The following is a 20,537-nucleotide window of genomic DNA, read 5'->3' as shown; positions in this document are numbered from 1 at the left end:
CATGAAGGAATGGATCCCCTTTTTATAAGGGGGATCCGTTTCCACACTTTATAGTTAATATTTACCGTAAAATGAATTTGCTTTCATTCGCCCATCATTTGTCATAATCATTTCTTCCAAAATCTTTTGCTTATCTCGAATATGCTGTGCTGCCTTAATAATGAATGGACTTACTTCTGCCGCAACTTGTGCCCGCGTTTCTTCATCCAATGTCATCATCCAGCGATTTAACATCGCACTCTTCTCAGCAAACTCTTCATCTGACACTTGCAATTCACCGATTTCATTAAAACAGCCGACAAATGCTCGATAAATATCATTGTTCATTTTCAAGCGCTCCGCGATAACCGTCTATTAAATCTTGTAGCACTTTCACAATTGCATCAATGTCTTTTGCTTCACGTGTTACTTTCATCGTTTGAATTTGAACACTAATCCAATCATATAAACCATAAAGGCTATCATATAAATCTTTCGTAATCTCAGGGTTTAATTGAAGCTTTAATTCTTCAAAAATACGTTCTAACTTCTCAAGAAGTGCATCTCCCTCTTGTAGTTTAAAAGTATGTAAAAGCTCTTCTAAATTACGAAACTCTACAATGCATCTTTCATAAATAAAAATTGTATTTTTAATCGGATTACTCGTCATAATATCATTTTGCATATAACGTTGCCATGCTTGCATACGATCACTTCCTCAACTTTCATTAATCATCACTTTTTTGTTTTGTCATTGCTTTAATTGTTTTTAATTGGCTATCTAGTGCCGCTAATGTACTTTCTAGCTTTTGATACTTCTTCACAATTTCATCTTGTTTTTGCAAGTTTTGTGCTTCAATATCTTTAATCTTTTTATCTAAATCACTTACACGTGAATCAATACTTTTTACTCGTTCTCCTACTACACCTTTATCACCAAATAATTTTTCAAGTGGTTCTTCCATCATTTTCCCTAATCCGTTAGAACTAAAGAAAAATTGCTTCGCTGCATCCGGCTTCTCTTTTAACGCTTTCGTTAATGCTTCATCATTAACTTCCATCGTTCCATCTTGCTTTAATTGAATACCAAATGAGAATAAGTAATTACCATCTTGAGAGAATGTTACGACGCTATTCATCGCTTGGCGTACACTTTGCATAATAGCTTGACCTTGGAACGCCCCGCCTTTACCAGCAAAGATATCTACTGTAGAAACAGCTTTATTATAATCCGCAACCATTTTTTTAATAACATTTGATGCGTCTGTTACGTTTGAGTCACTTACTGTAAACTTCAGCTCTATCCCTTTTGCTTGCGCCTCTGTTGTCTTTGGATCAACCTCTGTACTTTCTCCGTCCGGACTTTCTACTGGCTTTTCCTCTACTTTTTGCTCAGTTATTTTTAATAATTCAATTTTCACACCTGGAAGGGCTTCAACTGTATTAGTGGAGCTGCTGCCTGTAATACCATTAATCGTATATTCAGCATTTTGCGCTTCATTGATTATATGGATCGCTGCACCCTTCTCATTAGCTAACCCTATATCTTGAAAAAATTTAGATGTGTTCCCCTCAAAATTAATTACTCCATCTTTTCCTTCTTTTTTTGAGGTCATAAAAATTTTATTTCCAAGTGTGTAAGCTGATACACCATAATCTCCATCATTAATTTTATTAATTAAATCCTTATATGTCATATCAGATGTTATTTTTAGTTCTTTATCACCTAGTTTTAATGTTTCATCTCTATTAAGCTTTGCATCTATATCTTTAATTTCATCAGAAGCTATTTGATGGCGCTGCGCAAGCTGTGTAATCTTCATATTAAAAGTTCCCGCAATAGCTCCACCATCAGCTTTGACATTAATATAACCGTCTTGTGATGTTGTTACCTTTTTCTCATTCCCTTTAAAAGCCGCTAAATTTTTAAATGTTTGCGTGAAAGAACTGAATTCCGATTTTAAACTTGTATATAAAAGTTTATCTTGTGAAAGGCTATTCTTTTCAGTTGTATACGGTGTTTTTCTCATATCTAACGCATTCATTTCTAATTCAACGAAGTTAGAAGTATCGATCATGTTATTTCCGAGATTCCAAATCTGTTGTCTACCGCCAATACCTGTTATCGTTCCTGCCATATTTCTCACTCCTTATTCTTTACATGTAGTCTAAAATACTCGTTTTACTCATCGTGCTAACCGCTTTAAGCGTCGCTTCATACGTCGCGTTAATATACGCCAAGTCAGAAATTGCTACCGCTAAATCAACATCTTCAATTTCTTTACGATTTTCTTGAAGTGCTAGATTTTGCTCGCTTAAAATTGTCTTAAACGTCTCTACAGTGTTCATCGTTGCTCCCACTTCTGTTGTACGGTTAATAACACCATCCAAGTTTTTCTTATTTTCCGTTAAAATCGGTTGCAACGCCTTTTGATCACCACTTTGCATCGCATCTTTCATCTTTACTAACGTTTGAATAACAGGGGTTAGTAAGTTCTCGCCATTACGAAAAGCTTTAATTTCATAACCGTCATTTAGCTTCCACATTACATCTTTTTCGCCACCTTGGTATGTCCCATCATCCGCAAATGGAGGTTTCTCTGCACTATTTCCACCAAAAAGATAACGACCTTGCTCTTTCGTATTCGCTAAATATACAACTTGTTTTAAAATTTGATCGATTTCGGCACCGATTGCCTTTAATTCTTTTTCACCATTTGGTCCATTTAATGCTTGTATTGTTAATTGATCCGCTCTCGTTAAAGATTTCACAATGCCTGACAATGTATTTTCTGTCTGACTTAACACGTTTTTAGAATCCGCTATATCTTTTTGCATTTGTTCAATATTCGCCAATGAATGTTGAATTGCAAATGATTTACTTGCCGCAAGCGGATCTTCACTCATAAGAAGATTTTTCTTCCCTGAAGTTACTTGATTTCGATGATATTGCTGTTGCACATTTAAATCCATTAACTGATTCTTTGCCCAGTTTGCATTTTGAAATGTAGATACTCTCATTTCTATCTCCTCCTTTATCTATTGAAAATTGATTGGAAGGTGCAACCGGAACTATTTCCGGCTTTCCTCCATTCTTCCTTATCCGGCAACCGCCCTGTATCTCTGGTCTCACACCGATAGGTCCTCTATTAGGCACTGACCGCTTCTACACTTCGCTGGCCCTCTCTTCAAACATAAAAGAAAAAGGTTTTGTTTTTACCTCTCATTCATCGCTATACAAAAGGTGCTACAAAGCGATCCATTCTCAAATCAAGGATGTTTCCTCTTCTACTTTATCTGGCACCCGCTCCATATCTCTGGTCTCACACCGATAGGTCCTCTATTAGGCACTGACCGCTTCTACACTTTGCTGGCCCTCTCTTCAAACATAAAAGAAAAAGGTTTTGTTTTTACCTCTCATTATCTAATGATTGAAAACAGACTATCAAACACTTCATTCATCGTTGTAATAGCTTTAGAATTCGCAACGAAGTATTTTTGGAAGGCCATTAAATTAACCATTTCTTCTTCCATATTCACGCCTTCGATACTCATCTTTTCTTGCTGAATACCTTCTAATAAGTCTCCATGAATTTTTTGATAACCGTTCACTTCACTTTTATCAGATGCTACCTTCACTATGAATTGGTCTAATGCTTTTTTATATGAAAGACCATCTTTATAATCTTCATCTGTAATTCCTGCCAATTTATTTGCAGTTTCAGCAGATATTTTCATTTTTGAAAAATCATTCGCAAATTCTGGATTTAATTTCAACTCTTTCGCATAATCTCCAACGAAGAAGTCTTTTCCCATCACTGTATTTACTTGGTTTTTCACTGAACTCATTAACTCTTCAAGATTTTTCTTATAACTAGCAATCTGCCCTTTCGTATCAATCGCTGATTTTATTGCCCCACTAGTTAAAGGAATTTCTGAACCGTAAATTTCAACAGACATAGGTTCTTTCGTTTTATTTAATTGCAATGGATATGTATCTTGTCCATTCACTGTTAAAACGCCATTCATTCTAACACTTGCGATATTAGGATTCATAGATTCATAAGATACTTCTATATTGGCATACTTAGACATTTCTGTAACGATACGGTCACGTTCGTCTAAAAGTTGATTTGGCACTTGTGTACCAGCTTGCCCAATTTTTTTATTCGCTTCTGCTAAGCTTTCAGCAAGACGATTAAATTCATTGACATGCGCTTCAATATCTTCTGTCGTCTGCGCTTCTACTGAATCTAAATTTTTCGCAAGTTTATTTACCTGACTTGTAAACTTCCCAGTTTCAGAAATTAGCGTATCATAATAGTTTGATTGATCTGGATTTTTTGCAACTTCTCGAAAAGCATTAAAGAATCCATCCATTAAACTAGATAGTGAGTTTTTGCCTGTCGTTCCTACCATAGACTCTACTCGTGATAAAACCGAGTTCTTATAATTATAGTAAGAGAGCTGAGATAATTGGTCGTTAAACTGTTTCGTCTTTACTTCATCTGTAATTCGATCAACACTTAACGTTTGTACACCATAACCAATTCTCTGTTCTGGTGTATGACCATTGCTCGCTCCAACAGATCCGTAATTCACCATTTGGCGCACATAGCCAGGTGTATGAATGTTTGATAAGTTTTGTTTCGTCGTTTGTAATCCCATTTGGGCCGCTAACATACCCGATAACGGGGTATTGTAATCAGATAATCTCATAATGCTTCACTTCCCCTTTACAATAGTTCATTCATAAAGATTTGCGAATTATTGTTTCGTTCTAAGTTATATTCAGAAACTGAATCCACAATACTTTCTGTAGTTTTTAATAGTACGTTTAAGTAATATTGATTTTTCAAAAGAAGCATTTTTACATTTTCTTCTAATCCAATTAAGTTTTTTTGTAATTTTTCCATTTTCTCAATTTCTTCTTGAGAAAAATACGAAAATAACGCACTTACGCGAAATAATTCCACTCCCTGTTCTTTACAAAACTGAACAACCATTTCTTCAAATGATCTCGATAATTGTTTTAAACCTTCAATGTACTGCAATTGCTCTACTTGTAACTTTTGAACTGCATTTACATTTTTATTTTTTAAATTCTCATATATTTGTTCTCCAAGCGTTTGAATGTTTTCATATGCTTTTTGAATAATAACGAGCTTTTCATATAATTGTATATACATATAGCTTCCTTCCCTTTTACAAGACTAAATTTACAATTAAACCGTGGATTTCTCCAATTTGATTTAACATTTCTAAATGTCCCGTTTTTGTATTAATTAAGTTCATAACATCTTCTAACTCATTCAATCCCATTTCCGCCTGCTTTACAATCGTCATTTTCTGTGAATAGCCATAACGCGGATGACGAGACATGACATCTTTATATTGCAATACATTATCAACGTAAAAATTCAAAAATGATTTTACTGTATTTTTGTATTCCATTACGTTATCAAGTGTTAATTCCATTTCGATTTTTTCTTTAATTTCTCCAATATTATCAACAAACGCTTCCATTTGTTCTAACAACTTATCTTTTTTCGGATCTGCATGCAAATTATCCGAAAATGCAAGTCCAGTCCTGACATTTGCTTCTTTCGGCATTTGAGTAGCAGGCGGTATATGCGATAAGATTGGATTATGCGAGATTGAACGTAGCATATATATCACCTATTTATTTTTTTATTTCTTCCAAAAGTTAATCGTAAAATCTAGTTATTTATAATTATACTCTGAACACTAATATTTTGCAGTTATTTTTTATAGAAGATATGTTACAATTTAGCATGAGGTGGCACAATTCTATGAATATTTTTCTTTGTGGTTCAAATCAATTAACAGCATTAGATCAAGAAGAAATTAAAAAATTTTTAACTGACTATGCTCACAAACATAAAATTTACATATTATGTTATAAATCTATTGAAAATGAGGTACTTCGTTTTTTCGTTGAAAACGAAAGACTCGCTCAAAATTTATGCCTTTACACGCTACAACCGTTACAAGCAGTAACAGATGAATTCCAAGAAATCGTAGATTATTTAAAATCACACGGAGCCGAGTATGTTGCTTTTGATCATCCTTCTGACTCTATTTACCGATCAGATTATATGTTTTTTGTGAAACAAATTATTGAAGATACCGATTTAGTTCTCTGTTTTTATAACGGAGACAAACATACATCTGTCATTCCCGTTGACATTGCAAAAGAAGCCGGGATTGATGCTGTCATTTATGATTTACCAGGTTTACATGAAAAACAAATGAAAAAAAGCTTTGAACAAAAAATTCGTATGATGTAAAGGGGGCGGCACAATATTGTTATTGTGCCCATTGTAAATATGATAATTGAACAAGATTATGATCATTTTATCACGAGTTTTAAACAACAATTCAATATGGATATCGCTGCGTATAAACAAGATAGAATGCGCCGTAGAATCGATGCTTTTATTTCAAGGAAAGGCTTTGAAAACTACACTACTTTTTTAAGTACTTTACGTGTTGATCAAAACTTATTTTTAAGTTTTATTGACTATATTACAATTAACGTTTCAGAGTTTTTTAGAAATAAAGAACGTTGGCAAACGTTAGAATCGAAAGCACTGCCAAAATTACTGGAACAAAATAACGGAAAATTAAAAGTATGGAGTGCCGCTTGCGCTGCTGGTGAAGAACCATATACACTCTCTTTAATTTTATCGAAACATCTCTCTCCATTTCGCTATGAAATACTAGCAACGGATCTTGATTTTCATATTTTAGAGTGTGCAAAACGTGGTCAATATACGGAACGTTCTTTGAAAGAATTACCTAGCGATTTGAAAGAACGTCATTTCACAAAAGAAGATGATATATATTCATTGCATCAAAATATTAAGCAACACGTCACGTTTAAACAGCATGACCTATTAATGCAGTCATTCGATACAAATTACGATTTAATTGTTTGTCGTAATGTAATGATCTATTTCACAGAAGAAGCAAGAGTCAAGCTGTATGAAAAGTTTAGCCGTTCTTTACGAAAAGGCGGTGTGCTATTTGTCGGTAGCACAGAGCAAATTTTAACACCTGAACGATTCAATCTTCAGCGTTTTGATACATTCTTTTATGAAAAAATATAGAAAAAAGCAGGATGAATGCACCCTGCTTTTTTTATATTTATTTACTACATTCATAACAAGGAATTGCTTGGTTCCGTTCATTTCTTATATAACTCGAATTAAAATAATGCAAACAACCCATATAAAGAGAAAAAGAAACGTCATAGACCATTTATGTTCTTGCACCGTTTGTTTCAACGCCTGTGATAATTGTGTCATATTCATTTCTGCAAGTGCTCTCCATACACTTGCATCCCGCTCTTTAGCTGTGCGATCTGTGACGCTAATTAAAATGGTTTCGTTAGACAATTTCGTTATATACGCAGTAATAACCGTTACCATTAAATTTATATTTCCTTCTGACGAGTCACTCTCCACGCTAGAGAGGAGTGCACTTACATCTAATAACGGAATGTGTACCTTTCTACCAAATGATAGTTGCACTTCAGCGAAATCATACGTTCCATCTAATAAAGGCAGTTCTTTTATATGCGCCTGTTTCACAAGCCCTTGTAAGCTTCTCATTACTTGTTCAAATATTTTATCTGTTTGCTTTCCTTCTCCAGATAATGTATGTAACTTTTTAAAGAGTTGTAATACTGTATCCATCTCTTTAGAAAGCATTTCCTTCATAACCTTTCCATCACCTAAACTCGCAAGTAAAATCCCTATTTCGTTATTTTTCGAAATAATTTTAGACTGTCCAGTAAACACTAGATTGCTATGCTTTCGTTCTTTCTGGATTTCATGTTCTGAAATAGCTGCAGGCTGTTTTAATGGTTGTAGCGTCTTATTTTCAATTGTCGTACGTTTAATTTCCATTTAAGCGCCTCCACTATGATGAAATAATTAGCCCCATTCTTTATTGCTCTTTAAAACTAAAAATAGTACGAATAAACCTGACATAATAGCAAATACATTAGAAGCTTGTATTCCATGGTCACTTTTAGTTTCTTTCTTATCTTCTGGCTCTTCTTTTTTTTCTTTCTTTTTCAAAATGACTTGATTGTTATTATCTTTATCTTTTTGAGCCTTCGTATTATTTACTTCCTTGTTGTCTGTGAGAGGCTCTTTTATAACATAAGTAATTTTTTCGTTCTCTTTCAATGGTTCTTTTATAAGGTCGTTTACTTTCTCTTCTTTTTTCGGAATTTGAACAACTGGCTGTTTTTCTTCCTGAAGCGGGATTTCTACTTTCGTGTCTTCCTGCTTCTCAGTTTCTTTCTTATCTTCTAGTTTATTTTCTAATTTATCTTCTTTCTCTCGTTCTTCTGTCTTTTTATCCTCTTCTGTTTTTTGTTCCAAAACAGAAACGACATACTCACTTTCTTCAACGAGTTTATTTCCAGCCGCATCTACTACCTCTACAAGTAGCTCGTATGTCCCATTTGGCAATGCATCTGTTATTTCAAATACTTTTTGCCATTCCATGTCGCGCTTATTGTAATCTAATAAAAATGTAATCTCTTTATTTTCTTTTCCTTTTAATGTAACACGAACTTCTTTCACAACCGATTCCACGTCTGCCGCCTTCACTCTTACACGTATAGAATCGCCTCGTTTTCGTTCGATTACATTCTCCTTCGCCTCGTCAATAGTGACTTTATGCAACTTCGGCATCTCTTTATCTATTGTTGGCGTTTCATTATTTATACGAATAAGTGGGACTTTCACTTCATTTTCTATAAGCTCTTCTTTCTCATTTTCTTTAAAACTTTGAATAAGCTGAAGGTTCCAATCACCTTGCAAATCAAAAATCCCGACCTTATAGTTAGCAATCCATCGCTTCTTCTCTTCTTCATAGTCAAAAGATATCATTCTTTCTTGCTCATACAGATTACTGTTTTTTGGCAAACGCAACATACCTTTTATACTTTGAATATTTGTCTCTTTTGGCTCTACAATAATCCGTACTTCTTCGCCAACCTTTAATTCTCGCTTATTTATTGTAATAATCCCTTGATCCGTCTCTATCTTTTTTTCGGTTTCTTGTTCATTCTTTACTTCTTGTTGTTCCTCTTTATCTTGCTTTATTTCCACTTGTTCTGGCTGTTCTTGAACTTCCTTATTCTCTTCTTGTACATTCACTTCATTTATATTTTGTTCTGGCACATTTTGCTCTTCCGCCTGACTTTGCAGTGGGAAGAGCAAGCACACATGTATGCATAGCCAGCAAATTAGAAAAAACTTTACGCTTTTCATCTACTATTTCAACGCCTTATAGTGATTTCGTCACTTTTACTCCGAAAAATCCATCTACATTTACAAGTTCACCATACGCCACCAATACATCATTTACATAAATTCGAATTGGTTCATCAATATCTTCATCTAATACAACGGCTTCATTTTCTTGTAAACTTAATATATCTTGAATCGTTTTCACTGTACTTCCAAATACAAATTTCACATTCATTTCTACATTTTGTAGAATAGATGTATCCATATACACTGGCTCAATTTGTTTCACTTCTTTAAATTCAATAGGTTGTACAACAGGTTCTACAACCTCTTCTTCCATTTCTTCCTCTGCAATCTCTTCTTCTGCTTCCACCATTGGATATAGCAGTCGTCTTACCATTTCTTTCGCTTCTGAAATCGGTAAAATTTGATACATTTTCGATTGAAGCAAGTCACCAATTTCAAGGTTGAACGTAATTTGAACGAGTTCATCCACTTCCATTGACTCTCCCAAATATTCCATTTCTTCTTTTAACGTGACAAATTTGACGTCTGGTGGCGTCATGTCCATCTTCTCTTTAAACATTTCTGACATCGCTGTTGCCGCATGCCCCATCATTTGGTTCATGATTTCTTTAATACCGCTCAGCTCTAATTCACTAAGCTCTTTCTCTGGATCAATCTCCCCTGTTCCCATCATCATTAAATCTACCATTGTCAAAGCAACATCTTTCGTAAATACGAATACGTTCTCATTCTTTAAACCTTCAACAAAATCGACATTTAAAATCACAAAGGGTACCGGTACACCGTCATAATGACGCACATTAATCGCTTCTACATTGGGTGTACTAATCGTAACCGGCTGATTTAAAAGCGTTGATAATACCGTTGAAGCTGAACCGATGGAAATATTGGCAATTTCCCCAAGTACATCTTTCTCTTCTTGCGTTAACTGTTCTTTTTTAACATGTTCTTCTACAATCTCAGCTTCCGCTACTTCTGCTGGCTCGTCTTGCTCTTCTACGCCACCAGATAATTGTAGTAATTTATTTATCATTTGTTTCGCATGTTCAACTGAAACAATTTGTACGAGTTTAGAGTTTACAAGATTATCTATTTTAAGGTCAAACGACACTTTCACAATCGTGTTATTTCCAGTTATTCCAGAGATTTTCTCCATCTCTTCTAATAACTTTACGACTTTAATTGTCGGCGGTGACATGTCTACTGTATCTTGGAAGAATTCCGACATAGACGTCGCTGCAAATCCCATCATCTGGTTCATCGCTTCTTGTACAGCACTTAGCTCTAATTCGCCAAGTTCTTTTCCCTCTTCCACTTCACCTGTCCCCATCATCATTAAATCAGCAATAGATAAAGCAACATCTTGCTGAAGGACAAGTAGATTTTCCATATCTAATCCTTTTGTAAAATGAATATTTAATACAACATGAGGAACCTCAACATCACTTGTATCGTATAAATCCACTAACTCTACATGAGGAGCAGTTATACTTACTTGCCTATTTAAAATCGTTGATAATACTGTCGAAGCAGAGCCAAATGATATATTTGCAATTTCGCCAAGAATATCACATTCTTGAGGCGTTAAAAGCTCCTTTTCTTTTTCTAGCACAATTGTGCTCGTATCCCCTTTTGTGTGTTGCTCAGGCATTTTCCCTGCCTCCTCATTTTTGTTTTTCTATTAAATGAATACACTCATTACATTTTAACAAACTTATTACGTAAATCGTGAACATGTATTTATTTCCTGTTATATATATTAATTTTTTATATTAATAGTTAACCAAAAAGCTCCCCAATTGTATACAAGTGGGGAGCTTTCCTTCATTCCTATTATAAACCTTCGGGGTTTAAAATGAGGACCACTCGTCCATCGCCGAGAATCGTCGCGCCAGAGAAATAGTTCGAACTCTCTGCAAAGAAATCACCTAATGACTTTAAGACTATTTCTCTTTGACCGATAATTGTGTTTACAATAAGCCCATAGCTACGATGTGTATTACGAACAATTAACACAGGAACCATTTGACTTTCATATGATTCAAATGCCTCATCTACTGTTTTTTCACCAAATACAGTACTTAAATGCTTCACTTCAATAATTTGATCACGATAGTTTAACACATCTTTTCCTTGTATGGATTGGATGTCTTCTCTCTTAATTCGAATTGCTTCAACAATATTACCAAGAGGTAAAGCATAACGTTTATCATTCGTTTGAACAAGCATAGATTGAATAATGGACAACGTTAATGGAAGTTCAATTCTAAATGTACTTCCCTTTCCTTCTTCTGAATCAATAATTAAATGTCCACCTAAACTATGAATTGTATGTTTTACAACATCTAATCCAACCCCGCGCCCCGAAAGATCCGATACTACTTCTGCTGTACTAAATCCTGGTTGGAAAATGAGATCAAACACTTCACGATCCGTTAATTTATTTGCCTCAGATTCTGTTACAACACCATTTTTAATCGCTTTTTCTAATACTTTCCCTTTATGAATTCCATTTCCATCATCCGTAATTTGAATTACGACATGATTTCCACTATGGAACGCTTCTAATTTAATTGTACCCGTCTCATTTTTCCCTGCATCACGACGTTTTTCAACAGTCTCAATACCATGATCAATTGCATTACGAATTAAATGAACGAGTGGATCACCGATTTCATCAATAACAATTTTATCAACTTCTGTATCTTCACCCGTAATTTGTAAATCGATTTTCTTCCCTAAATCTTTCGCTAACATACGCACCATACGCGGGAAACGATTAAAGACTGTTTCAATCGGCACCATACGCATGTTTAGAAGTACATTTTGAATATCTTTTGAAATATCGCCTAATCGATTTAAATGCTCAATTAATTCTTTGTTTTGAATTGCTTGTGCCAATTCATCTATGCGACCACGCTCAATTACACTCTCTTCAAACATGTTCATTAATCGTTCAATTTTCTCTAGCTGCACACGAATGGAACGATTCTCACCTTTAGCATTTTTCGTTTTTGCAGTGCTTTTAGTTGGCGTAGCACTTGCAGGTTGCTTCGCTGTCTCAATAGGTGCTTCCACCTGCGCAACTACAGACGGCTGTATCATTTCTTCTACTTGCGTAGTTTCTTGCGTAGCAACCATCGAATCTACTTCCTGTAATGATTCTCCTTGTTTCACTACTACTTTCTCAATTTCAGAAACGTGAAGCACTACCTGTTTCACTTCTTCTTCACTACGATCCGTATTCATAAATACTGTAAACTCAAAACCGAAAGCATCCGCTTCGATTTCTTCAATACTAGGAACCGTTTTTTGTATATCGCCTATATTTTGCAGTGCTTCAATACACATAATGGCACGTACTGCTTTTAAAATAGCTTGCTGTTCAACGGTTATATGCACTTCATGCGAAACTGCATCATCATTGTTTATAGACTCTTGCTCTACATGTTCCATAGAAGTTTCTACATTTCCGTTCAATAACGCTTCTAATTTTTGCTTCGTTGCGACTACATCAATATTACCCATTCCGCCTTGCTGCACATCTGCAACCATTTTCTCTAAATTATCAATGCACTCAAAAATCACATCAATAATATCCGCATGTACTACTATATTCCCATGACGAATTTCATCTAAAACGTTTTCCATTTTATGCGTTAAATCCGCCATTTCCGTAAATTCCATACTCGCAGACATACCTTTGAACGTATGAGCTGAGCGGAATATTTCTCCTACTACATCCATATCTGTAGGATTCTGCTCTAAAATTAGCACATTTTCATTTAGCGACTGTAAATGTTCTTCCGATTCTTCAAAAAATATATTTAATAGATCTGTTTGCATTTTCATCCCCTACCTGTCTAACAAACATTTCATTTATGTATAACAATTTAGTGTTTTAAAATGAGAAAAAAGGGGCCACACATCTATCCGTTATCACTGTTTTGATTCCTTGTGGCACCCCTTTTATATTAGCTATTTGCTACTTTTGTTAAAGCTTCGATTACGCGATCTGCTTGGAATGGCTTTACAATAAAGTCTTTTGCCCCGCCCTTAATTGCATCTAATACCATACCTTGTTGTCCCATTGCTGAACAAATAACAACCTTTGCACTTGAATCAATTTTCATAATTTCTTTTAATGCTTCAAGTCCGTCCATTTCTGGCATAGTAATATCTAATGTTACAATATCAGGTTGAAGTTCTTTATATTTTTGAATTGCCTCCACTCCATTTTCCGCTTCTCCGATTACTTCAAATTCAGAATTACTTTTTAATAAGTTTTTAATCATTGTTCGCATGAACATCGCATCATCTACAACTAAAATTTTATGTGCCATTCTTTTTGATTCTCTCCTTCTATGTATAAATATATCTTAATATTTCACCTTATCATTCTCACTCATTATACAAAATAAAACGATAAAATTTAATATTTTTTTAAAAGAATTTCTTCATTTTAGTATTTTATTACTAAAATACTAAAATACTATTCTTTAATATAAATGACAACGCGACGGTTTTTCTCCCAATTTTGCGGTGAATCATTCGGTACAACTGGCTTTGTGTCTGCATATCCTACCGCAGCTAACCTTTTATCCTCCACATTATACACTTCAATTAAATGGTGAATCATATTAGCTGCTCGTGCTGAAGATAATTCCCAATTAGAAGGGAACTTTTCATTATGGATCGGTCTACTATCTGTATGCCCCTCCACAACAATTGAGTTTGGTACGGATTGAAAAAATCCGACTAATTTGCTAATAATTTCTTTTGCTTCAGGCTTAACGTTCGCATCACCTGTATCAAATATTAAATTATCTACTATAACAACGCTTACCCCTGTATCTTCTCGATATACATTCACTTGACTAATACCGTTATTATCTACATATGCTTTTAACTTTTTGTACAAGTCGTCCATTCGCTTTTTTGAGACCATTTTTTCATCATTTTTTTCATGTGAAATATCTGGTATAGTATTTTCCATTACTTTTGCATCAACTTGCTCCGTATCACTAAACTTTTCAAGCATCTTTGACAATTTTACTGCATCCTGCTTTGAAGTAGCAACTAGTAATACAAAGAAAGTTAATAATAACATCGTTAAATCTGTAAAAGTCGTCATCCAACGAGGCGATCCCTTTTGCGGTCGTTTTATCATCACCATACCACTCCTTGCAATATTAGGCTGCTCGTTTTACTTTTTTTATCTTTGTTTCGTATACATACGTATCGAGTTTTAACTTTAATTTAGACGGAATTTGTCCACGATACAATTCTGAAATTGCTTCAATAACAAACTTCTTCTCTGTATATAAATCTTCAATACCACGATACACTTTTTCAGCAAGAGGGATTGCAATCATATTTGCAAGTACTGATCCATACAATGTCGTTAACATCGCAACTGCCATCCCTGTACCAATTTGCGATGTGTCTTGCAAGTTTTGAAGCATAATGATAAGACCAATTAAAGTCCCTATCATCCCCCAAGCCGGAGCGAAATCGCCAATTTTATCTAATAATACTGCCCCTTTTCTTAATTCATACACTTCCGTTTCAACATCTTTCATTAACACTTCTTTTAATTCCTCTTCATCGTAACCACTTAACATTAATCGAATTCCTTTTTGAATAAAAGGATTGTCCACCTGCTCTCCATCAACCTCTAAAGAAAGTAAACCGTGTTTTTTAGATTTTTTCGAAAAATCAACAAACAAATCCGTTAACTGTTCTAAATCCTCTTCTTTTCTATGTAAAACAGTAAAAATACTTTTCGTATATTTTTTTATTTCTCCAAATCGATATGCCACAACAATTGTCGCAGTTGTTCCCCCTATGACAATTAAAATAGATGAAACATCTAAAAAGTTTTTAAAAGCTTTTATTCCGCCTCCACCAAGCATAATTGCCGCTATCACTATGGCAAAACCTACTAAAATGCCAAATGGGCTAGAAATGTCAAACTTCCTTTTTTTTCTTTCTGGTCTAGCAAATCCTTGATTTTCGTCTCCCATATTCCTGCCCTTTCCTTTTCATTTTTATAAAACATTTTTTTATTTTAATAATGCGTTTTCACATATAATGCTTATTATACGCTCATCATCTATTTATCGCAATATACTCATAAAATTGACACATTTCATTTCCATATTAGAATTATAGTATGGAAATATGAGGAGGATCACGATGGAACATAACATTTTACAAGTCATTGCACTAGCAGAAAAACTAAAATATGAAATGCGACATAGCTGGCTTTCTAACGGACGTCAAGAAAGTGTTGCTGAACATACGTGGCGCATGTCTCTAATGGCCATTTTAGTTGAACCTTATTTAGATCAGAAAGTAAACATTGAAAAATTACTTAAAATGGTGATTATTCACGATCTAGTCGAAGCAGAAGCTGGTGATATTCCTGCTTTTGATACAATGAATAGTCATGAATTACAATTACAAAAACAAATAAATGAACAAGAAGCAATTTCAAATATTAAACGAACATTAAAAGGTTCTCTCGGCGAGGAATTATATGATTTATGGATGGAGTTTGAAGCGAAAGAAACGTATGAAGCAAAAGTTGCTAACGCACTTGATAAGCTTGAGGTAAAAATTCAGCATAACGAAGCTGATATTGATACGTGGCTGCCAATTGAGCATAAAATGACATTCCAAGTAGCAAAGCATACAAACTTTGATTCTTTCCTATCTAAATTACAAAAAATCATTGAGCAAGATGGTGAAAAAAAATTATTAGCTGCCGGCATTGACGTTGAAGCCTGCAAGCAATAATGAAATAAGACACTCAGTACGAGTGTCTTATTTCATTATTGTTGATACAGCCTGCTTGTAAATAAGTTGTTGTTTTCCATCAACTAACATTAAAACGGTAAATTTGTCTATGGCAACAACTTCTCCTACTATTCTAACGCCACTCTTTAAAAAAATTGTAACAATACCTTTTTCTTCTTTTATTTGTTTATATAGCTCTTCTTGTAAATGTTCCAAATATATCTCTCTCCTCTTTGTTGAATATCTTAATATAAAAAACTACAAATTATTTATTTATGTACTTTATCTTTCACATTCATAAACTTATTAATAAGTATATCTAAATCTCGGCTAAATAACAAAACTTTATCATGATCCAATCCATGTCTAGCAACAAGTTGAATTAGCTCTTTCTTTTTAGTTTCTATTTTATTTTGTAGTTGTCCCATCTCCATCTCTTCACTAAAACTCCCTTTTCCCATAATATTACTTGTAAAATTATAGTACAAATCCTCTCATAAAAAAATATAAAAATGGTTTTTTTTACAATTTTTATATTTTTTTATGAACAAATCGCGAAATATATAACGATTTCTTCACATACACCTAGCTCCATATACAATCAAAATGACCATACAGGCATTTGTCTAATTACAAAAGAGACTGGCTCCTTTTCCATACGAAAAACATACTGTATACAGTAGTCCATGAATTATATAGATTAACTTACTCAAAAGGAGGAAAACATATGAGTTATGGTGGAAGTTGCGCTGGTTTCGGCGGTGGATTTGCTTTGCTTATCGTACTATTCATCCTTCTAATCATCATCGGATGTAGCTGTTGGGGTGGCGGCGGATACGGATACTAATATATCCTATCCTTAACAAATGAACGAAAAACTATAAGAAAACAGCTCATATTTGAGCTGTTTTTTCATACTTTCGTATGAAGTTATGTCCCTCCTTTTTCTGATTTCAACTAATAAAAAAACGTTTACTATGAAATAAGAAATATTTTTACTTAGGAGGATTACCATGATTAAAGGTCTTTACGAAGCACATTTACCCGTCCGTAGCTTAGAAGTGTCTATACCTTTTTACGAATCGCTAGGACTAAAATTATATAAAAGAGGAGACGATATTGCTTTCTTTTGGATTAAAGAAAATGAAAGTTGGCTCGGTCTTTGGGAAGGTACAGAATACAAAGTAAATTATCATCCCTCTTTACGACACATCGCCTTTCAAGTAAGTTTACATGATTTAGAACATGCGATACATTGGCTAAACCAAAAAGGCATTTCAGCACGAAAAGACTTTGGAATGGAGCCAATTGAACCGATTGTTTTTCCAGAATTAGCACATGCCGCTGTATACTTTAACGATCCTGATGGAAATAGTTTAGAATTGATTGCACAATTACCTGTTGGACTTCCTTCAGAAAAGAAAGTGTATTTAAGTGAATGGAAAAAACAAATTCAAGCATCATCATTACATAAGGGTTGAGCTTTCGGTATCATTACATTACTATGTATGCGCATAGCAGGAGGAATCATCGTTCCACTTGATACGACATTACTTCAAACTTACACGCACGAAAATATGATTGGTAAAGTTTTTTCCTTTCATTACTCAATTTATGGTTCGCTCATACAGTTATCTATGTTCATTACAGGATGGCTATTAGAAATCCTTTCTCCTCAAATGATTGGTAGTTTTCTAGCTACATGTTGTATTTTTGTTAGTTTTATATGGCTGTTCTTGTATTATCGCGGGAAACTTAATGAAGAATCTACTATTACTTAATAGCATGTTTATGTACATGCTATTTTTATTTATGTCGAAATATAAAGGAAAAAGACGATTTATTTTCCTTACGTTCTAATTTTTTAGAATGTACAATAAATTTAGATTATAAGAAAGGGGATGCCATAATGTTTGACGATAGACTTACTATTTCAGCTGAACAGCAGAAGCTCATTTCCAACGCAACTCGTATTCAAATTCTTCACCTTTTAAAAGACGAAGCACTCACTGCAAAACAAGTAGCTACTAAACTAAACAAATCTACTGGTAGCGTACATTATCACGTTCAAATTTTATATGATGGAGGGTTACTTGAATTAGTAGACACGAAGGAAAAACGAGGGATTATTGAAAAATATTACAAGGCAAAATCTGCTCATTTCTATATTGAAGAAAGCGGCACAGAGGGAACGAATACAGGTAGTCATATTGTTTCTCATTTATTTTTAACGCCAGAGGAATTACAACAACTTACTTGGGAGGTTACACAAGTTTTATTACGCTGGGAAAACAAAACCGCTCGTCAATCAAACTCTGAAGAGGAATACGCTATTTCCTGCAGGATAAAAAAACAATGAAAGAAAGGTCCATCTGCTCATGAAAAATAAATTATTATTATTGTCGGGAACAGGAATTTCTCGTTTAGGTGATTTTATGTATCTCATCGCCTTAAACGTAATGGTGTTACATAGCACAAACTCTCCTGCTGCTGTAGCAGGATTATGGATTGTCGGTCCAATTGCGACCGTTGTTACAAAAATTTGGTCTGGTAGCATAGTAGATCGATTAAACAAACGGTCCATTATGCTTATCACAGATATCATTCGGGCAGCTCTCATTGGCTGTATACCACTATTTGATTCTATTTGGGCCATTTACATTTTTATCTTTTTGACTCGCATTGCTACATCATTTTTCGATCCGGCTTCATTTTCTTATAAAACAATGCTTATACGTGCTGAAGAACGCGCTCAATTCAACGCTTGGAGTAGCTTTTGTACAAGCGGAGCTTTCATTATCGGTCCAGCTCTTGCTGGAATACTTCTCACCACGCACTCAGCATCCTTTGTAATTTACTGCAACTCACTTTCCTTTCTACTTTCTACCATTTTCATTTACTTCTTGCCAAACATTGCATTACAAACAAAGCAAAACGAAGAAGTTGCAAATACTTTCGTACAAACATTACGAAGTGATTGGAAACAAGTTTTTTCCTTCGCTCGAACTGAAACGTACATTATTCTCATATTCGTTTTATTTCAAGCGACTATGCTTGTCGCTATGGCACTTGATTCACAAGAAGTTGTTTTTACAAGACAAGTACTGTTTTTAACCGATATAGAATACAGTATGCTTGTTAGTATAACTGGCGCTGCTTACGTTTCCGGTTCATTTCTTGTCTCTCTCTTTGCCAAACGTTTACCAATTCAATATTGTATCGGATTAGGGACAATTTTCACAGCAATAGGCTATGTAATTTTCGCCTTTTCAAATTCATTTATCGTCGCGGCAGGCGGTTTCATTTTACTTGGCATTTCTTCATCATTTGCTGGTACTGGCTTTTTTACATTTTATCAAAATAACATCCCGGTTCATATGATAGGACGTATCGATAGCGTATTTGATTCCATAAAAAGTTTTATCCAAATCTTTTTCATTTTAGCAATTGGAGCATCCGCACAATTTCTTTCCGTTCAAATGACTGTAATAAGTAGCTCGTTACTCATCCTTTTCCTTTCCTGTTTATTAGCAATCCGAGTAATGACGCCTTCACGAGAAAAATATTTTAAGGCTACAGGATCATCATTGGAATATTAACCGCAACATAACAAGCGGCGATTTGCTAGGTAGTAAGCCCTCACTGATTAAAGTTTTACTTTATGTTAAAATATTAATGAAACTTGATTATGTGGGGGGGCTTTTTTGAATACTATATTCATGTTCATTTGTATTATATTAGTAGCTTCTATTTTACAAACAAGTACCGGTTTTGGCTTTTCTATTATGGCAACACCTTTCTTACTCATATTATTTCTACCACAAGAAGCTATACAAATAAATATCATTTTATCATTCATTATTTCTATATCACTCATTTGGAAAATAAGAATGGACATTGATTGTATTCTACTGAAAAGATTAATTTTCGGCAGTATAGTTGGTGTTCCTTTTGGTATTATCATTTTCACTTCTATTAACATCAACACATTTAAATTAGCAATTAGCATCCTACTCTTACTATTAACTTTGATGCTAATCTGTAACTTTAAGATTCAATCAACAAAATCTAGAGATTTCATAGTTGGCGGATTATCCGGTCTTTTAACGACAAGTATCGGTATGCCAGGACCACCCCTGTTACTGTACTTTACAGGAACTGATACAAAAAAAGAGAAGCTGAGAGCAACTACTTTAGCTTTTTATCTATTTATATATTTCATTAGTCTACTAACGCAAATACTCTTTACTGGCACAAACAAGATAATTTGGGAATCAAGTTTTTACGCTATTCCAATCGTATTTCTAGGTTTGTATATAGGTCAAATTATTTTCAAATGGCTTAATCAACGGATTTTTAAAATATTTACGTACATCCTTTTAAGTTGCACGGGCATATATCTTCTTATTGAAAGTTTGCATTCGTTATAGAAGGTGC

Annotated in this window: 24 protein-coding genes and 1 pseudogene; 9 read left to right on the top strand and 16 right to left on the bottom strand. The window is 34.3% G+C overall.

The features are described 5' to 3' along the window. Nucleotides 1–54: 54 nt before the first annotated feature. From FH036_RS12395 to FH036_RS12365, 7 genes are all read right to left on the bottom strand, one after another. Nucleotides 55–327, bottom strand: a complete 273-nt coding sequence (locus tag FH036_RS12395; protein ID WP_001058066.1) for a hypothetical protein — start codon at nt 325–327, stop codon at nt 55–57. Then, the gene (locus tag FH036_RS12390; protein ID WP_001149522.1) at nt 317–685 is read right to left on the bottom strand and encodes a flagellar export chaperone FliS; all 369 of its coding nucleotides are present in this window, start codon (nt 683–685) and stop codon (nt 317–319) included. The genes FH036_RS12395 and FH036_RS12390 overlap by 11 nt, the downstream gene beginning before the upstream one ends. A gap of 22 nt (nt 686–707) precedes the next feature. Then, nucleotides 708–2,117 carry a flagellar hook-associated protein 2 gene (locus FH036_RS12385; protein ID WP_044790348.1) on the bottom strand — a complete coding sequence of 470 codons (1,410 nt, stop codon included), beginning with the start codon at nt 2,115–2,117 and terminating at the stop codon, nt 708–710. 19 nt (nt 2,118–2,136) lie between these two features. Beyond that, on the bottom strand, nt 2,137–3,000 hold the full coding sequence (locus FH036_RS12380; protein ID WP_001266396.1) for a flagellar hook-associated protein 3: 864 nt from the start codon (nt 2,998–3,000) through the stop codon (nt 2,137–2,139). Nucleotides 3,001–3,399: 399 nt separating this feature from the next. Next, a complete protein-coding gene (gene flgK, locus FH036_RS12375) occupies nt 3,400–4,698 on the bottom strand; it encodes a flagellar hook-associated protein FlgK (protein ID WP_001239723.1) in 1,299 nt (432 codons plus the stop codon). Between the two features lie 17 nt (nt 4,699–4,715). Continuing rightward, nucleotides 4,716–5,168 carry a hypothetical protein gene (locus FH036_RS12370; protein WP_139895798.1) on the bottom strand — a complete coding sequence of 151 codons (453 nt, stop codon included), beginning with the start codon at nt 5,166–5,168 and terminating at the stop codon, nt 4,716–4,718. A gap of 16 nt (nt 5,169–5,184) precedes the next feature. Next, complete coding sequence (locus tag FH036_RS12365; protein WP_000946323.1) at nt 5,185–5,649, bottom strand: YaaR family protein; 465 nt, start codon at nt 5,647–5,649, stop codon at nt 5,185–5,187. A 143-nt stretch (nt 5,650–5,792) separates the two neighbouring features. On the opposite strand from FH036_RS12365, the gene FH036_RS12360 reads away from it, so the two are divergent. Further along, nucleotides 5,793–6,290, top strand: a complete 498-nt coding sequence (locus FH036_RS12360; protein ID WP_001020115.1) for a flagellar motor switch protein FliG — start codon at nt 5,793–5,795, stop codon at nt 6,288–6,290. Nucleotides 6,291–6,329: 39 nt separating this feature from the next. Then, a complete protein-coding gene (locus FH036_RS12355) occupies nt 6,330–7,112 on the top strand; it encodes a CheR family methyltransferase (RefSeq protein ID WP_139895855.1) in 783 nt (260 codons plus the stop codon). 84 nt (nt 7,113–7,196) lie between these two features. Here FH036_RS12355 and FH036_RS12350 read toward each other — a convergent pair whose 3' ends face one another. The 7 genes from FH036_RS12350 to FH036_RS12320 form a co-directional block, all read right to left on the bottom strand. Then, nucleotides 7,197–7,913, bottom strand: coding sequence for a hypothetical protein (locus FH036_RS12350; RefSeq protein ID WP_044790351.1), 717 nt, complete (start codon nt 7,911–7,913; stop codon nt 7,197–7,199). 27 nt (nt 7,914–7,940) lie between these two features. Beyond that, on the bottom strand, nt 7,941–9,293 hold the full coding sequence (locus FH036_RS12345) for an Ig-like domain-containing protein (RefSeq protein ID WP_139895797.1): 1,353 nt from the start codon (nt 9,291–9,293) through the stop codon (nt 7,941–7,943). A gap of 16 nt (nt 9,294–9,309) precedes the next feature. After that, complete coding sequence (locus FH036_RS12340; protein WP_073529941.1) at nt 9,310–10,950, bottom strand: flagellar motor switch protein; 1,641 nt, start codon at nt 10,948–10,950, stop codon at nt 9,310–9,312. Nucleotides 10,951–11,132: 182 nt separating this feature from the next. Further along, nucleotides 11,133–13,145: a chemotaxis protein CheA gene (locus FH036_RS12335; RefSeq protein WP_138322228.1), complete on the bottom strand. Its 2,013-nt coding sequence runs from the start codon at nt 13,143–13,145 to the stop codon at nt 11,133–11,135. Between the two features lie 128 nt (nt 13,146–13,273). Then, nucleotides 13,274–13,642, bottom strand: a complete 369-nt coding sequence (locus FH036_RS12330) for a response regulator (protein ID WP_000940577.1) — start codon at nt 13,640–13,642, stop codon at nt 13,274–13,276. A 149-nt stretch (nt 13,643–13,791) separates the two neighbouring features. Beyond that, nucleotides 13,792–14,469, bottom strand: coding sequence for an OmpA family protein (locus tag FH036_RS12325; RefSeq protein WP_000596046.1), 678 nt, complete (start codon nt 14,467–14,469; stop codon nt 13,792–13,794). 22 nt (nt 14,470–14,491) lie between these two features. Then, nucleotides 14,492–15,325: a flagellar motor protein MotP gene (locus FH036_RS12320; RefSeq protein ID WP_000502136.1), complete on the bottom strand. Its 834-nt coding sequence runs from the start codon at nt 15,323–15,325 to the stop codon at nt 14,492–14,494. A 172-nt stretch (nt 15,326–15,497) separates the two neighbouring features. On the opposite strand from FH036_RS12320, the gene FH036_RS12315 reads away from it, so the two are divergent. Continuing rightward, nucleotides 15,498–16,100: an HD domain-containing protein gene (locus tag FH036_RS12315; protein ID WP_000400760.1), complete on the top strand. Its 603-nt coding sequence runs from the start codon at nt 15,498–15,500 to the stop codon at nt 16,098–16,100. A gap of 27 nt (nt 16,101–16,127) precedes the next feature. Here the strand turns inward: FH036_RS12315 and hfq are convergent, their stop codons facing one another. Beyond that, nucleotides 16,128–16,316: an RNA chaperone Hfq gene (hfq, locus tag FH036_RS12310; protein ID WP_000400661.1), complete on the bottom strand. Its 189-nt coding sequence runs from the start codon at nt 16,314–16,316 to the stop codon at nt 16,128–16,130. Nucleotides 16,317–16,369: 53 nt separating this feature from the next. Next, nucleotides 16,370–16,588: an aspartyl-phosphate phosphatase Spo0E family protein gene (locus FH036_RS12305; protein ID WP_002091864.1), complete on the bottom strand. Its 219-nt coding sequence runs from the start codon at nt 16,586–16,588 to the stop codon at nt 16,370–16,372. Nucleotides 16,589–16,827: 239 nt separating this feature from the next. Here FH036_RS12305 and FH036_RS12300 point away from each other — a divergent pair, with 239 nt between their 5' ends. The 6 genes and pseudogenes from FH036_RS12300 to FH036_RS12275 all read left to right on the top strand — a co-directional run bounded on the left by FH036_RS12300 (nt 16,828) and on the right by FH036_RS12275 (nt 20,530). Beyond that, nucleotides 16,828–16,947 (top strand): YjcZ family sporulation protein, encoded by a 120-nt coding sequence (locus FH036_RS12300; protein ID WP_000120179.1) that lies wholly within the window; start codon nt 16,828–16,830, stop codon nt 16,945–16,947. Nucleotides 16,948–17,113: 166 nt separating this feature from the next. Further along, nucleotides 17,114–17,581, top strand: coding sequence for a VOC family protein (locus tag FH036_RS12295; protein ID WP_000589717.1), 468 nt, complete (start codon nt 17,114–17,116; stop codon nt 17,579–17,581). A gap of 3 nt (nt 17,582–17,584) precedes the next feature. Then, nucleotides 17,585–17,881: pseudogene (locus tag FH036_RS12290) on the top strand (MFS transporter); the annotation flags it as partial. A gap of 128 nt (nt 17,882–18,009) precedes the next feature. After that, nucleotides 18,010–18,459, top strand: a complete 450-nt coding sequence (locus tag FH036_RS12285; RefSeq protein WP_000459093.1) for an ArsR/SmtB family transcription factor — start codon at nt 18,010–18,012, stop codon at nt 18,457–18,459. 19 nt (nt 18,460–18,478) lie between these two features. Continuing rightward, nucleotides 18,479–19,699, top strand: coding sequence for an MFS transporter (locus FH036_RS12280; RefSeq protein ID WP_000791686.1), 1,221 nt, complete (start codon nt 18,479–18,481; stop codon nt 19,697–19,699). 105 nt (nt 19,700–19,804) lie between these two features. Continuing rightward, nucleotides 19,805–20,530 carry a sulfite exporter TauE/SafE family protein gene (locus FH036_RS12275; RefSeq protein WP_001092067.1) on the top strand — a complete coding sequence of 242 codons (726 nt, stop codon included), beginning with the start codon at nt 19,805–19,807 and terminating at the stop codon, nt 20,528–20,530. The last annotated feature ends 7 nt before the right edge of the window (nt 20,531–20,537 follow it).

Source organism: Bacillus sp. CD3-5 (assembly GCF_006349665.1).
In the GTDB taxonomy this organism is placed as follows: domain Bacteria; phylum Bacillota; class Bacilli; order Bacillales; family Bacillaceae_G; genus Bacillus_A; species Bacillus_A paranthracis.
This window is presented reverse-complemented; position numbering and strand designations above follow the sequence as displayed.

Excerpts from the sequence above, each read along its gene's own strand:
- FH036_RS12395 (WP_001058066.1), bottom strand. The coding sequence starts at position 327 with ATGAACAATGATATTTATCGAGCATTTGTCGGCTGTTTTAATGAAATC.
- FH036_RS12390 (WP_001149522.1), bottom strand. The coding sequence starts at position 685 with ATGCAAGCATGGCAACGTTATATGCAAAATGATATTATGACGAGTAAT.
- FH036_RS12385 (WP_044790348.1), bottom strand. The coding sequence starts at position 2,117 with ATGGCAGGAACGATAACAGGTATTGGCGGTAGACAACAGATTTGGAAT.
- FH036_RS12380 (WP_001266396.1), bottom strand. The coding sequence starts at position 3,000 with ATGAGAGTATCTACATTTCAAAATGCAAACTGGGCAAAGAATCAGTTA.
- flgK (WP_001239723.1), bottom strand. The coding sequence starts at position 4,698 with ATGAGATTATCTGATTACAATACCCCGTTATCGGGTATGTTAGCGGCC.
- FH036_RS12370 (WP_139895798.1), bottom strand. The coding sequence starts at position 5,168 with ATGTATATACAATTATATGAAAAGCTCGTTATTATTCAAAAAGCATAT.
- FH036_RS12365 (WP_000946323.1), bottom strand. The coding sequence starts at position 5,649 with ATGCTACGTTCAATCTCGCATAATCCAATCTTATCGCATATACCGCCT.
- FH036_RS12360 (WP_001020115.1), top strand. The coding sequence starts at position 5,793 with ATGAATATTTTTCTTTGTGGTTCAAATCAATTAACAGCATTAGATCAA.
- FH036_RS12355 (WP_139895855.1), top strand. The coding sequence starts at position 6,330 with ATGATAATTGAACAAGATTATGATCATTTTATCACGAGTTTTAAACAA.
- FH036_RS12350 (WP_044790351.1), bottom strand. The coding sequence starts at position 7,913 with ATGGAAATTAAACGTACGACAATTGAAAATAAGACGCTACAACCATTA.
- FH036_RS12345 (WP_139895797.1), bottom strand. The coding sequence starts at position 9,293 with ATGAAAAGCGTAAAGTTTTTTCTAATTTGCTGGCTATGCATACATGTG.
- FH036_RS12340 (WP_073529941.1), bottom strand. The coding sequence starts at position 10,950 with ATGCCTGAGCAACACACAAAAGGGGATACGAGCACAATTGTGCTAGAA.
- FH036_RS12335 (WP_138322228.1), bottom strand. The coding sequence starts at position 13,145 with ATGCAAACAGATCTATTAAATATATTTTTTGAAGAATCGGAAGAACAT.
- FH036_RS12330 (WP_000940577.1), bottom strand. The coding sequence starts at position 13,642 with ATGGCACATAAAATTTTAGTTGTAGATGATGCGATGTTCATGCGAACA.
- FH036_RS12325 (WP_000596046.1), bottom strand. The coding sequence starts at position 14,469 with ATGATAAAACGACCGCAAAAGGGATCGCCTCGTTGGATGACGACTTTT.
- FH036_RS12320 (WP_000502136.1), bottom strand. The coding sequence starts at position 15,325 with ATGGGAGACGAAAATCAAGGATTTGCTAGACCAGAAAGAAAAAAAAGG.
- FH036_RS12315 (WP_000400760.1), top strand. The coding sequence starts at position 15,498 with ATGGAACATAACATTTTACAAGTCATTGCACTAGCAGAAAAACTAAAA.
- FH036_RS12300 (WP_000120179.1), top strand. The coding sequence starts at position 16,828 with ATGAGTTATGGTGGAAGTTGCGCTGGTTTCGGCGGTGGATTTGCTTTG.
- FH036_RS12295 (WP_000589717.1), top strand. The coding sequence starts at position 17,114 with ATGATTAAAGGTCTTTACGAAGCACATTTACCCGTCCGTAGCTTAGAA.
- FH036_RS12285 (WP_000459093.1), top strand. The coding sequence starts at position 18,010 with ATGTTTGACGATAGACTTACTATTTCAGCTGAACAGCAGAAGCTCATT.
- FH036_RS12280 (WP_000791686.1), top strand. The coding sequence starts at position 18,479 with ATGAAAAATAAATTATTATTATTGTCGGGAACAGGAATTTCTCGTTTA.